Source organism: Corallococcus sp. CA047B, from assembly GCF_003612065.1.
Taxonomy (GTDB): domain Bacteria; phylum Myxococcota; class Myxococcia; order Myxococcales; family Myxococcaceae; genus Corallococcus; species Corallococcus praedator.
On sequence record NZ_RAWD01000244.1, the window covers coordinates 1 to 15157 of the forward strand.

The window sequence follows — 15157 nt, forward strand, 5'->3', positions numbered from 1 at the left end:
CTTCCTCCCCAACCCCTTTGCTTCTTCCCCCGGCGAGCGCCTCTACCGCACCGGGGACCGCGTCCGCTTCCGCTCCGATGGCGAGTTGGAATTCCTCGGCCGCATGGATGCGCAGGCGAAGCTGCGCGGCATCCGCATCGAGCCCGGTGAGCTTGAAGCCGTGCTCCGCACCCATCCCTCCGTGGAGCAGGTCGCGGCCCTGGTGCGCGAAGACGTTCCAGGTGAGAAGCGCCTCGTCGCCTACGTCGTCGCGCGTGCCGACCACCCGCTCGACCTGGATGCCCTGCGCTCCTTCCTCAAGGACCGCCTGCCCGAAGTGCTGCAACCGTCCGCCTTCGTTCCCCTCACCGCGCTGCCCGTCACCACCACGGGCAAGCGCGACCTCCGGGCCCTTCCCGCCCCCGAAGGACTTGCCCTGCAAGGGGCGTTCATCCCGCCCGAGGGCACGTTGGAGCTCCGCCTCGCTGGCCTCTGGACACCCCTGCTGGGCGTGGCCCGCGTCGGTCGTCACGACAGCTTCTTCGACCTGGGGGGCCATTCGCTGCTCGCCACGCAGTTGGTGTCCCGCGTCCGCGAAGCCTTCGGCATCGAACTGCCGTTGCCCGTGCTCTTCGAACACCCGACCCTGGCCGGCCTCGCCGGCAAGCTTTCGGAACTGCTCCACGAAGCCCCGGCCTCCACGGGCCCGGCCCTCGTCGCGGTTCCTCGCGGGGACGGCCTCCCGCTCTCGTTCGCGCAGCAGCGGCTGTGGTTCATTGATCAGCTTGAACCGGGCAGCGCGCTCTACAACATCCCCGCGGCCGTCCGGCTGGAAGGCGCCCTGGAGGTCTCCGCGCTTGAACAGGCCTTCCGCGAACTCATCCGTCGCCACGAAGCCCTGCGCACGACATTCCCCACCCGGAACGGACAGCCCGTCCAACACATCGCCGCCCCCGCGCCGCTGTCGCTGCGTCACCTCCAGCTCCCGCCGACAGAGGACACCGCACGCGAGCAGCACCTGCGACAGCTGCTCACGGAAGAATCCCAGCGCCCGTTCGACCTCGCGCACGGACCGCTGCTGCGCACCCTGCTCGTCACGCTCGCCCCCGAGCAGCACGTGCTGCTGCTCACCATGCACCACATCGTCTCCGATGGCTGGTCCATGGGCGTCCTCATCCGCGAGCTGACGTCGCTCTACAGCGCGTTCCGCGACGGCCTGCCCTCACCGCTTCCCGCGCTCCCCATCCAATACGCCGACTATTCCGCCTGGCAGCGCGACGGGCAGCACGGCGAAGTGCTCGAAGCGCAGCGCGCCTATTGGCTGCGGCAGCTCGCGGAGGCGCCCGGGGCGCTGGACCTGCCCACGGATCATCCCCGTTCCGCCACGCCTTCCTCCCAGGGCGCGACGCATCCCGTCCACCTGTCGGGCTCGCTGTCCACGGCCCTGCGGAAGCTGGGCCAGGGTGAAGGCGCGACACCGTTCATGGTGATGCTGGCCGCGTTCCAGGCCCTGCTCGCGCGCCACGCCGGTCAGGACGACGTCTGCATCGGAACACCCATCGCCGGCCGCCGTCGCGCCGAACTGGAAGGTCTGCTGGGCTGCTTCGTGAACACGCTGGTGCTGAGGGCACGTCCCCAGGCGCACCTCTCGTTCCGGGAGCTGCTCGCCCAGGTCCGGGAGACGACGCTCGGGGCCTACGCGAACCAGGACCTGCCCTTCGAACAGGTCGTGGACGCCGTGCAGCCGCCGCGTCAACTGGGCCGCTCGCCCCTGTTCCAGGCGATGTTCGTGCTCCAGAACACGCCCGACGCGGACCTCACCGTGCCCGGCCTCACGCTGCGCTCCCTGCCCCTGGAAGGCCGCGCGTCGACGTTCGAGCTGACGCTCTCCCTCAAGGAGACCGCCGACGGCATCGACGGGTTCATCGAATACCGCACCGACCTCTTCGAGCCCGCCACCATCGGGCAGCTCGCCACGCACTTCCAGCGACTGCTGGAGGCGGCCGTCGCGAACCCGGACCAGTCCCTCCACGACCTGCCGCTGCTCTCCAACGACGAGCGGCGACAGCTGCTCGCCACCTGGAACGACCCGCGCACGGCCCCGAGCGCGCCGTCCCTGCTTCACCGTTCCTTCGAGGAGCAGGTGCTCCGCACGCCTGACGCGGTGGCCCTGAGCTGGGGGGAGAGGACGCTGACGTACGCGGTGCTGGAGCAGAAGGCCCATCAGCTCGCGCACCACCTGATGAGCCTCGGCGTCGCCCCGGACGTGCGCGTCGCGCTGTGCATGGAGCCCTCGCCCGAGTGGATCATCGGCCTGCTGGGCATCCTCAAGGCCGGCGGCGTGTATGCGCCGCTGGATCCGCGGCTCCCCGCGCGGCGGCTCGGAAGTCTGCGCCAGCAGCTGTCGCCCCGCGTCCTCTTGACCACCACCGCGCTCAACGACGTCGTGCCCGCGGGTCCCGGCGTGACGCTGTGCCTGGACGCGAGCACCGCCCTGCTCGCGGAAGCACCCACCACCGCGCCGGTCCTCGCGCTCCATCCCGAGCACGCGGCCTACGTCATCTTCACCTCGGGTTCGACGGGTGAGCCCAAGGGCGTCGTCGTCGAACACCGCGCGGCCGCCCACACGCTGCGCCAATCCGTGCGCGACTACGACCTGCGGCCCGGTGACCGGCTGCTGCAATGGGCCGCGCCAGGCTTCGACGTGTCCGTGCAGGAAGTCTTCAGCGCGCTCGGCACCGGCGCCACGCTGGTGCTCGCGCCCCGGCAGTTCATTGGCGAGGAGCTGCACGCCTTCCTGCGGACCCAGGCCGTGACGACGCTCACGCTGACCGCGTCCGCGCTGGCCACCCTGCCGGACGAAGCCCTCCCCGCGCTGCGCTCGCTCGTCGTGGGCGGAGAGTCCTGCCCCACCGACCTGATGGAGCGCTGGGCCCGCGACGGCCGCCGCTTCGTCAACCAGTACGGCCCCACCGAGGCCACCATCGCCGCCACCAGCGCCACGTGCGTGCCGGGCTCCGGCGCGCCGCCGCTGGGCCGACCCTTCCCGGGCACCACCGTCTACGTGCTCGACGCGAAGCTGGACCCCGTGCCGCGCGGCGTGCGCGGAGAGCTGTTCATCGGCGGAGGGGGGCTCGCGCGGGGCTACCTGGGCCACCCTGAATCCACCGCGGGACGCTTCCTCCCCCATCCCTTCGCCTCCACCCCGGGCGCCCGCCTCTACCGCACCGGCGACCTCGTGCGCCTGCGCACGGACGGCCAGCTCGAGTTCCACGGCCGGACCGATGCGCAGGTGAAGCTGCGCGGCGTTCGCATCGAACCCGGAGAGATTGAGTCCGCCCTCACGGCCCACGCCTCCGTGGACCAGGCGGCCGTGGTGGTGCGCGAGCTTCGTCCCGGCGACAAGCGGCTCGTCGCCTACGTCGTCGCGCGTGCCGACCAACCGCTCGACCTGGACGCCCTGCGCGCCTTCCTCAAGGACCGCCTGCCGGAGGCCCTGCAACCGTCCGCCTTCGTCCCCCTCACCGCGCTGCCCGTCACGCCTTCCGGCAAGCGCGACCTCCAGGCCCTGCCCGCCCCGGACGGGCTCGCCCTGCAAGGCACGTTCGTCCCGCCCGAAGGCCCGGAGGAGCACCGCCTCGCGGAGCTCTGGGGTTCGCTGCTGGGCGTCACCCGCGTCGGCCGCCACGACAGCTTCTTCGATTTGGGAGGCCACTCCCTGCTGGCCACCCAGCTGGTGTCCCGCGTCCGCGAGGCCTTCGGCGTGGACCTGCCGCTGCGCGCCCTCTTCGAGCATCCCACCCTCGCCGGCTTCGCGGCCCACCTCGCGAAGGACACGGGCGCGACAGGCCTCGCGAAGGCGCCGCCCATCCTCCCCGTGTCCCGGGATGCGAAGCTGCCGCTGTCGTTCGCGCAGCAGCGCCTGTGGTTCATCGATCAGCTCGACCCCGGCACCAGCGCGTTCAACATCCCCACGGCGGTCCGCCTCCAGGGCGAGCTCAAGGTTCCCGCCCTGGAGCGCGCCCTCCAGGAGCTGTTCCACCGTCACGAGGCCCTGCGCACCACCTTCTTGTCGGAGGAAGGCCGGCCATTCCAGGTCATCCAGCCCCCCCGTGAGAGCCTCCTCGCGCGGATGGACCTCCAGTCCACGCCGGAGTCCGAGCGGGACGCGAGCACCCAGCGACTCCTCCAGCAGGAGGGCCAGCGCCCGTTCGACCTCGCGAAGGGGCCGCTGCTGCGCTCGGTCCTCGTCACGCTCGCGCCCGAGCACCACGTCCTGCTGCTCACCATGCACCACATCGTCTCCGATGGTTGGTCCATGGGCGTCCTCATCCGCGAGCTCATCGCCCTCTACGCCGCGTTCCGCGACGGCCTGCCCTCCCCGCTCCCCGCGCTGTCGCTCCAGTACGCCGACTACGCGGCGTGGCAGCACGACTGGCTTCGCGGCGAAGTGCTGGAAGCGCAGCTGTCCTGGTGGAAGGAGGCCCTGTCCGGCGCGCCGCAGACGCTGGAGCTTCCCGGCGATGCCCCGCGCCCGCTGACGCCCACCGGGCGCGGCGCCCAGTACGAGGCGGCGATGCCCCCGGCCCTGTCACGGGCGCTCGACGCGCTCGGACGCCAGGAGGGTGCGACGCCGTTCATGGTGCTGCTGGCGGCCTTCAACACGCTGATGGCCCGCTACTCGGGACAGCGCGACCTGCTCATCGGCACCGACGTCGCCAACCGCTCCCTCGCGGAGACCGAAGGGATGCTCGGGTTCTTCATCAACCAGCTCGTCCTGCGCGCCCGCGTGGACGGCGACCCGACGGTGCGCGAGCTCATCGCCCGCACCCGCGAGTCCTCGCTGTCCGCTTACGCGCACCAGGACGTGCCTTTCGAGGAGCTGGTCCGCGTCCTCAACCCGGCACGCAACGACGGCCGCGCCCCGCTGTTCCAGGTGAAGTTCACGCTCCAGCACGCGCCCACCCGCGCCATGACGCTGCCCGGCCTGAAGCTGGAGCCGGTGACGCTGGAGACTCACGCGGCCAAGCTGGACCTGCTCGTCGTCGTGGGCCACGGCGAGGACGGCCTGCGCGGCACCTGGGAGTACAACACCGACCTGTTCACCCACGACACCGTGGCGCGCATGGCGGGCCACTTCCAGACGCTGCTGGAAGGCTTCGCCGCCACGCCGGAGGCCCGCGTCTCCGCGCTGACGCTCCTGTCGGACGCCGAGCGCCACCAGGTGGTGACGGCGTGGGGCGGTCCCCGGCTGGACTTCCGCGCGGACGACTGCTTCGCGCAGCGCTTCGAGGCGCAGGTGGAGCGCACCCCCGACGCGGTGGCCGTCACCTACGAGGATGAGCAGCTCACCTACCGCGAGCTGAACCTGCGCGCGAACCAGCTCGCTTGGCGCCTGCGGGGCATGGGCGTGCGCCCCGACGGACGAGCCGCCCTGTTCCTCCACCGCTCGCTGGAGCTGGTGGTGGGCATGTTGGGCATCCTCAAGGCGGGCGGGGCCTACGTGCCGCTGGATCCAGAGACGCCCACCGAACGGCTGTCCGCCATCCTGGAGGAGGCGGAGGTCGCCGTCATCCTCAGCCAGGACGCCCTGTCCGAAGCGCTCCCGGAGACGGGCGCGCGCGTGCTGTACCTGGACTCGGAATGGGACGGCATCGTGCGACGTGGGCGCCCGGAGAACCCGCCGCCCGTGGCGACGCCCGGCAACCTCGCCTATGTCATCTACACCTCCGGCTCCACCGGACGTCCCAAGGGCGTGGCCGTGGAGCACCGGCAGCTCAGCTCATACACGGCGGGCGTGCAGGAGCGGATGCCCGCGCTGCCCGGCGCCAGCTTCGCCACCGTGTCCACCATCGCCGCGGACCTGGGCAACACCATGGTGTTCCCCGCGCTGGGCACCGGCGGCAACCTGCACGTCCTGTCCCGCGACCGGGTGACGAGCCCGGAGGACTTCGCCGCCTACTTCGAGCGCCACGGCATCGACTGCCTGAAGATCGTCCCCTCGCACCTGGCGGCCCTGATGTCGGCCGCGAAGCCGGAGCAGGTGCTGCCGCGCCGGTTGCTCGTGCTGGGAGGCGAGGCCTCCAGCCGCGAATGGATTGAACGCATCCAGCGGCTGCGCCCGGGCTGCGAAATCCTCAACCACTACGGCCCCACGGAGACGACGGTGGGCTCGCTCACGTGGCCCGTGCCCGTCACGGGCCTGCCGAACCGGCCCAACATCCCCACGGGCTTCCCGCTGCCCGGAGAACAGGTGCTGGTGCTGGATGCGAACCTGCAACCGGTGCCGGTGGGCATCGCCGGAGAGCTGTGCATCGGCGGTGTCGGCGTGGCGCGCGGCTACCTGGGCCGCCCGGACCTGTCCGCGGAGCGCTTCATCCCCAATCCCCACGCACCCCAGCCCGGAGGCCGCCTGTACCGCACGGGCGACCTGGCGCGCCGGCTGAAGGACGGGGCGGTGGAGTTCCTGGGCCGCATCGACGACCAGGTGAAGATCCGTGGCTTCCGCGTGGAGACCGGCGAGGTGGAGGCCGTCCTGCGGCAACACCCGGACGTGCGCGAAGCCGTCGTGCTGGCCCGCGAGGTCGCGCCCGGAGACCGCCGGCTCGCGGCCTGGGTCGTGCCCACGCCCCAGCGCGCCGCCACCGTGCAGGGCCACAAGCGCTACGTGCTGCCCAACAAGCTGGCCGTCGCGCAGCTCAACCGCAACGAGACGGACTACATCTACAAGGAGGTCTTCGAACTCCAGGCGTACCTGCGCCACGGCGTGACGCTGAACGACGGCGACTGCATCTTCGACGTGGGCTCCAACATCGGCCTGTTCTCCGTCTTCGCAAACCAGGTCTGCCACGCCCCGCGCATCTTCGCCTTCGAGCCCAACCCCACGGTGCACGCCATCCTCAGCGTCAACCTGGCCCTCCACGCCCACCACCCCACCGTCTTCGACTGCGGCGTCGCCGCCGAGGAAGGCACCGCGGAGTTCACGTTCTTCCCCGGCTTCTCACTCCTGTCTGGCTTCCATGCGGACGCGGAGACGGAGAAGTCGGTGGTGAAGGCCTACATGCTCAACCAGGAGAACGCGTCGCCTGAACAGCTCGCGGGCCTGGCCGAGTCCGCGGACGACCTGTTGGAGGAGCGCTTCGAGGCGCGCACCTTCACCGCGCGGCTGCGCACGCTGTCGGACATCATCGACGAGCACGCGGTGGAGACCATCGACCTCTTGAAGGTCAACGTGGAGAAGAGCGAGCTGCAGGTGCTCCAGGGGCTCCGCGAGGAGCACTGGGGGTGCATCCGCCAGATGGTGGTGGAGATCGACGTGAAGGAGAACGTCGAGCCCATCACGGAGCTGGTGCGACAGCACGGCTTCGACCTGGTGGTGGACCAGGACGTGCTGCTGTCGGGCACGCAGCTCTGCTACCTGTACGCCATCCGCCCATCGGACAAGGGCCGCCTGGTGCCACAGACGTCACCGGACGCGCACCTGCGAAAGCTGTCCCCCCGGACGGCCCCGCCCTTCCTCACCCAGGCGGACGTCACCCGCTGGCTTGGGGACAAGCTGCCGCCGTACATGGTGCCCTCCGTGGTGATGATGCTGGAGGCCATGCCCCTCACCGCCAACGGCAAGGTGGACCGGCAGGCCCTGCCGACACCGGTGGGCACGTCCGACGAGCGCCCCTACGTGGCGCCGCGCAACCAGACCGAGGAGACGCTGGCGCGCATCTGCGCGGAGCTGCTCAACCTCCCGCGCATGGGCATCCACGACGACTTCTTCGAGCTGGGCGGACACTCGCTGCTCGGAACCCAGGTCGTCTCGCGCATCCGCGCCGCCTTCGGGGCGGAGCTGCGGCTGAGGGACCTGTTCGACACGCCCACCGTGGCGGGGCTGGCGCAGCGCATCGTGGACCTGCGCGCGGGCCAGGTGGAAGAAGGGCGGCTGGAAGACCTGCTCGCGGAGCTCGAGGGGATGTCCCCCGACGAGGTCCAGGCCCTGCTCGCGGCGGAGGAGTCCCCCGAGGACAGCGCCGAGCAAGCCCCCAACGACGACGCGGCCGTGCGCCGGAAGGTGTCCCATGAGTAACGACCTGCAGAAGCGGCTCGCGGCCCTGCCGCCGGAAAAGCGGGAGCTGCTCCTGCGCAAGCTGGGCAAGGCCGCGCCCCGCGAAACGCTGACGCCCCGCCCCCGGACGGGAAACCGCTTCCCGCTGTCCTTCACCCAGCAGCGCCTGTGGTTCCTGGACCAGCTGGAGCCGGGCAGCACCGTCTACAACATCCCCATGGCCCTGCGGGTGGAGGGCGCGCTCGACGCCTCCGTCCTGGAGCGGGCGCTGGAAGAGGTGGTGCGGCGGCACGAAGCGCTGCGCACGGTGTTCCTCAACGAGGAAGGTCAGGCCGTCCAGGAGGTGCTGCCCGCGCCCAGGCTGCCGCTCGCGACCGTGGACCTGCGAAGCCGTCCCGCCGCCGAGCGCGAGAGCGAAGCCCAGCGCCTGGTGGACACGGAGACGCTGCGCCCCTTCGACCTCGCGAAGGGGCCGCTGCTGCGCACGCTCCTGCTCCAGCTGGGGGACACGGACCACCTGCTGCTGCTGACGGTGCACCACATCGTGTCGGATGGCGGGTCCATGGACGTGCTCCTGCGTGAGCTCATCGTCCTGTACCTGTCCTTCGCCGCGGGCCGGCCGTCGCCGCTGCCCGAACCGCCGCTCCAGTACGCCGACTATGCGCTCTGGCAGCGCGAGCACCTGCGGGGCGAGGTGCTCGACAAGCAGCTCGCGTATTGGAAGACACAACTGGGTGACGCCTCCCGCCTGCTGGAGCTGCCCACGGATCGCCCGCGACCGCCGGTGCGTTCCACCCGGGGCGCCAACCAGCCCGTGCGGTTGGGCCGCGCGGCCTCCGATGCATTGATGGCGCTCTGCGCGAAGGAGAACGTCACGCCCTTCATGGCGCTGCTGGCGGCCTTCCAGCTGCTGCTGCACCGCTATTCGGGACAGCCGGACATCAGCGTGGGCACCCCCATCGCAGGAAGGGACCGCGCTGAACTGGAGGAGCTGTTCGGCTTCTTCGCCAACACCCTGGTGCTGCGCACCCGGCTGTCGGAGCGCATGACAGGGCGTCAGCTGCTTGCCCACGTGCGCGAGGTCGCGCTGGGTGCCTTCGGCCACGCGGAGGTGCCGTTCGAGAAGCTGGTGGAGGTGCTCCAGCCGGTGCGCAGCCTCAGCCACACGCCGCTGTTCCAGGTGATGTTCACCCTCCAGCGCGAGGCGAAGATGGCCCCGTCCCTGCCGGGGCTGACGTTCCGGTTGATCCAGGCGGACGGCCAGCTGGCGAAGTTCGACCTGAACCTCACGCTGGCGGAGCTGCCGGGCGGGTTCGCCGGGGCGCTCGAATACAACACGGACCTCTTCGATGCCGCGACGGCGGCCCGGATGGCGGAACACCTGCGGGTGCTGGTGGAAGGCCTCACGGCCCACCCCGACCGGCCCATCGCCGAGCTTCCCCTCCTCACGCCCGCCGAGCGGCACCAGCTGCTCGTCACCTGGAACGACACGCACGCTGAAACCCCGCGCGACACGTGCCTGCACACGCTCGTCGAGGCGCAGGTCGCTCGCACGCCGGACGCGGTGGCGGTGGAGTTCGGCGGACAGCACCTCACCTACCGGGAGCTGGACCTGCGCGCGAACCGGCTCGCGCACCTGCTGCGCTCTCGCGGCGTGGGGCCGGAGACCCGGGTGGCGCTCTGCGTGGAGCGCTCCCTGGAGCTGGCGGTGGGGCTGCTCGGCATCCTCAAGGCCGGCGGCGCCTACGTGCCGCTCTCCCCGGACTACCCCGCGGCGCGTCTGGCCTTCATGTGGGAGGACGCCGCGCCGCACGTCCTGCTCACCCAGCGGCACCTGCTGGAGCGCCTGCCCGTGCGGGATGCGCGCGTGGTGTGCCTGGACTCCGAAGAGGCCTTTGGCACCGAAGCCCGGTCGGACGCGCCGGACAGCGGGGTCCGCGCCCAGAACGCCGCCTATGTCCTCTACACCTCCGGCTCCACGGGGCAGCCCAAGGGCGTCGTCATCACCCACCGCGCGCTCGCCAACCACATGGCGTGGCTGCTGTCGGAGTTCCACCTGGGGCCCGACGACCGGGTGCTCCTGAAGACGCCGCTGAGCTTCGACGCCTCCGTGTGGGAGTGCTGGGCGCCCCTGCTGTCCGGCGGCCGGCTGCTCATCGCGCCACCGGAAGCGCATCGCGATGGCGCCCTGTTGCTGGAGGCCGTCGTGCAGGGGCAGGTCACGGTGCTCCAGCTCGTCCCGTCGCTGCTGCGGGCGCTGCTGGAGGAGCCGGGGCTGGCGCAGGCCACCCGACTGCGCCTGCTCTTCTGCGGCGGTGAGGCGCTGGCCTCGGAGCTGGAGCCCCTGCTGCGAGCGCGGCTGCCCCGCGTCACCCTGATCAACCTGTACGGCCCCACCGAGGCCACCATCGACGCGACCTCGGCCCGCTGTCCCACGTCCGGCACGGGCAGGACGGTGCCGCTGGGGCGGCCCATCGCCAACACCCGCGTCTACCTGCTGGACCCCCACCTGCTCCCCGTGCCCGTCGGCGTGCATGGGGAGCTGTATCTGGGCGGCGAGGGCCTGGCGCGCGGCTACCACGCCCGTCCGGCGCTCAGCGCGGAGCGCTTCCTGCCAGACCCCTTCGGCACCACGCCCGGCGCGCGGCTGTACCGCACGGGCGACGTGGCCCGCTACCTGCCGGATGGCAACCTGGAGTTCATCGGGCGCAAGGACGCGCAGGTGAAGGTGCGCGGCTTCCGCATCGAAACGGGCGAGGTGGAGGCCACCTTGCGCGAGCACGCCTCGGTGGCGCAGGCCGTGGTGCTGGTCCGCGAGGACGCGCCGGGCGTGCGTCGGCTCGTGGCCTACGTCACGGGCACGGCGCCGGACGCGGACACCCTGCGAGGCTTCCTGGCCTCGCGCCTGCCGGAGCACCTGGTGCCCGCGGCCTTCGTGTCCCTGGCGGTGCTGCCCCTCTCCCCCAACGGCAAGGTGGACCGCAAGGCCCTGCCCGCACCGGAGCAACCGGGGGCCCTCTCCGAGCGGGCCTTCGTCGCACCGCGCGACGAGGTGGAGCAGGCGCTCGCGGACATCTGGGCCCGGCTGCTGGGGCGCGAGCGCGTGGGCATCCACGACAACTTCTTCGAGCTGGGCGGCGACAGCATCATCAGCCTCCAGGTCGTCGCGCGGGCGCGGCAGGTGGGCCTCCACCTCACGCCCCGCCAGCTCTTCCAACGCCAGACGCTCGCGGAATTGGCGCCCACCGTGACGGCCGCGCGAGGCGCCACCAGCGAGCAGGGCCCCGTCACCGGCCCTGTCCCGCTCACGCCCATCCAGCGGGCCTTCTTCGAGCGGGACCTGCCGGAGCCGCACCACTACAACCAGGCCGTGCTGCTGGAGCTGCGCGAGCCGGTGGATGCCGCGCTGCTGGAGCAGGCCGTGCGCAAGCTGGTGGAACACCACGACGCGCTGAGGCTGCGCTTCGTGCGCGCGGGCACCGGCTGGGAGCAGCGCAACGCGGGCCTGGACGCGACCGTAGCCCTGCATCGGGTGGACCTGTCCTCCGTGCCGGAGCCGGAACAGGCCGCCGCGTTGGAAGAAGCCGCCGCGAAGCTCCAGGCCGCGTTCCGTCTGTCCGAGGGTCCGCTCCTGCGGGCCGCGCTCTTCGACCCGGGCCACGCAAGGCCCCGGAGCCTGCTGGTCATCATCCACCACCTCGCGGTGGACGGCGTCTCCTGGCGCATGCTGCTGGAGGACGTGAGCACCGCGTACGAGCAGCTCCGCCGGGGGGAGCCGGTGGTGCTGCCGCTCAAGACGACGTCCTTCAAGGCGTGGGCGGAGCGGCTGGAAGCGCACGCGAAGTCCGACGCGCTGGAGGCCGAACGGGCATTCTGGCTCTCCGACGCCCGGCGCGAGCCGCGACCGTTGCCGGTGGACCACGCGGGAGAGAACACCCTCGCCTCGGCGCGTGACGTCTCCGTCTCACTGGACGCGGAGGAGACGCGGGTGTTGCTGCGCGAGGTGCCAGCGGCCTGGCGCGCGCGCATCGACGACGTGCTGCTGACGGCGTTGGCCCGGGCCCTGTCCGCCTGGACGGGCGAACACCGGCACCTGGTGGACCTGGAAGGCCACGGCCGGGAAGAGCTGTTCGACGACGTGGACGTGTCGCGCACCGTGGGTTGGTTCACCGCGATGGTGCCGGTGCTGCTGGAGGCGCCTACGGCCGATGTCGGGGGCGCGCTGCTCGCGGTGCGGGACGGGTTGAGACAGGTGCCGAACCGGGGACTGGGCCACGGCCTGTTGCTGGCGATGGGCCGCGACGACACGTCCCGTGCGCTGCGAGCCCTGCCGCGAGCCCAGGTGCTCTTCAACTACCTGGGCCAGCTCGACGTCGCCGCCGCCAGCTCACCCCTCTTCGTGAAGGCGCGCACGCCCGAAGGCGGGATGGTCAGCCCCCGGGGCCAGCGCAGCCACCTGCTGGAGGTGAACGGGCTGGTCATCGAAGGCCGGCTGCGACTCGGCTGGACCTACAGCGAGAACGTCCATGACCGTGCCACCGTCGAGTCCCTGGCCAGGCACTTCGTGTCCGCGCTGCGCGCCCTCATCGCCGAGCGCGGTTCACCCCAGGCCCTGCGCTACACGCCGGCGGACTTCCCGCTGGCCCGCCTGGAGCCGGCGACACTGGGCGCGCTGCTTCCCGCGGGGCAGGCCATCGAGGACGTCTATCCGCTCTCGCCCATGCAGCAGGGCATGCTCTTCCACACCATCGTGGGCGCGGCGACGGGCGAGTACTTCCAGCAGATCGCCTGGACGTTCCACACGCCCATGGACCTGCCAGCCTTCCGTCGCGCCTGGGAGGCGGTGCTGGACCGGCACGCCATCCTGAGGACGGGGTTCCACTGGCAAGAATTGCCCCAGCCCCTCCAGGTGGTGCACGCACGCGTGGACCTGCCGTGGACCGAGAACGACCTGCGCGGCCTGTCCGCCACCGAGCAGCAGGAGCGGATGGACGCGTTCCTGCGCGAGGACCATGCGAGGGGCTTCGACCTGGCGCGGCCACCGCTGCTGCGCGTCACGGTGATGCGCCTGGATGAGCACGTGTACCGCTTCGTCTGGAGCCTGCACCACCTCCTGCTCGACGGCTGGAGCGTGGGCGTGCTGCTCCAGGATCTGTTCGGAACCTACGAAGCGCTGCGAAGCGGCCGGGAAGCGCGGCTGGAGCGGGCACCCTCGTTCCGTGACTTCATCGCGTGGCTGGGCCAGCAGGACGAAGCCGCCTCCGAGGCGTGGTGGCGACGGACGCTCGCGGGCTTCCAGGCCCCCACACCGCTTCCGGGCCGCGCGCCGGACCGGAGCCGGAAGGAGGCTCCGGAGATGGTCGAGCATGTGCTCGCGGTCTCCGAGCCCACCACGAAGGCGCTGACCGGCTTCACGCGCCAGCACCACCTGACGATGAACACGCTGATCCAGGCCGCGTGGGCGCTGGTGCTCGGAAGGCACGCGGGAGAGGAGGACGTCGTCTTCGGCGCCACGGTCGCCGGACGGCCCGCGGAGCTGCCCCACGTCGAGTCGGTGATGGGGCTGTTCATCAACTCGCTACCGGTGCGCGTCCGCCTGCCTCCGGACGCCGCCATCCTCCCCTGGCTCCAGGGGCTTCAGGCCCAGCTCGCGGAGTCGCGCCAACACGAGCACTGCGCGCTGCTGCGGATCCAGGGCTGGAGCGAACTGCCACGCGGCACCCCGTTGTTCGAAAGCCTCGTCGTGTTCGAGAACTTCCCCGTGGACGCGTCCGTCCGCGACCGGGTGGGACGCCAGGACCTGCGCGACGTGCGGATGATGGAGCGCAAGACGTTCCCGCTGAACCTCGTGGTCCTGCCGGGTTCGGAGCTGATGCTGAAGCTCACCGTGGACAGCTCCAGGCTGGATGCGGACACCGCGCGGCGCCTCTTGCAGCACATGCGCGCGGCGCTGGAGGGCTGGGTTGGCTCCGCGAAGCGACTCGATGAAGTGTCGTTGCTCGCGGAGGAGGAGCGTCAACAGACACTCATCGCGTGGAACGACACGCGGCAGGTGCTCTCCGACGAGTCGCGCGTCCACCACCTCTTCCAGGCCCAGGCCGAGCGCACCCCGTTGGCGCACGCCGCTTCCTTCTCCGGCCAGCACCTCACCTACCGGGAACTCGACACTCGCGCCAACCGCCTCGCCCACCACCTGCGCTCCCTCGGCGTCGGGCCCGAGACCCGCGTCGGACTCTTCCTGGAGCGCTCCCTCGACGTTCCCGTCGCACTCCTCGCCATCCTCAAGGCCGGCGGCGCCTTCGTTCCCCTCGACCCCGCCTACCCCGCCTCACGCACCGCCTTCATCCTCGAGGATGCAGGCGTTCCCCTCGTCCTCACCCAGGACTCCCTCGCGGATGAGCTGCCCTCCGGCGTCCAGCTGCTCTGCCTCGACTCCGACGCTGACGCGATTGCTCGCAGGCCCGATTCTCCTCCCGACGTCCGCGTCTTCGACGACAGCCTCGCCTACGTCATCTACACCTCTGGCTCCACCGGCACGCCCAAGGGGGCCCTGCTCCTCCACAAGGGCCTCGCCAACACCGCGCTCGCAGCGGTGAAGGCCCACCGCTTCCACGCGAACAGCCGCGTCCTGCAGTTCGCCTCCCCCGCCTTCGACGCCTCTGTCTGCGAGGTCTTCTCCACGCTGCTGGCCGGCGCCTGCCTCGTGCTCGCCTCGCGCGACGCCTTGCTGCCCGAGCTGCCCCTGCGCCAGTTGCTCGAATCCCAGGCCGTCACCGCCGCCACCCTGACGCCCTCCGTCCTCGCCCAGCTCTCCGAGGCCGGACTGCCTCTGCTGGAAACTGTCATCTCCGCGGGCGAGGCCCTTCCGCCCGCGACGGCCCAGCGCTGGAGCCAGGGACGTACCCTGCTCAACGCCTACGGCCCCACCGAAGTCACCGTCTGCGCTTCCATCTCCGGGCCCGTCGACTCCCAGCGCATCTCCCTCGGACGGCCCTTCCCCAACGTCCAGCTCTACGTCCTCGACTCGCACCTCCAGCCCGTTCCGCTCGGGGCTCCCGGCGAGCTGTACGTCGGGGGCATCGGCCTCGCTCGCGGCTACCTCTCCCGCCCCGCCCTCACCGC

The 15157-nt window shown here is 71.4% G+C and carries 2 protein-coding genes; both read left to right on the forward strand.

All coding sequences use genetic code 11. The annotated features are described in order from the left end of the window. The coding region (locus D7X74_RS29890) for a non-ribosomal peptide synthetase (protein WP_120536416.1) at nucleotides 1–8056 on the forward strand (8056 nt) is incomplete at its 5' end. Beyond that, the coding region (locus tag D7X74_RS29895) for a non-ribosomal peptide synthetase (RefSeq protein WP_120536417.1) at nucleotides 8049–15157 on the forward strand (7109 nt) is incomplete at its 3' end. The genes D7X74_RS29890 and D7X74_RS29895, both read left to right, overlap by 8 nt.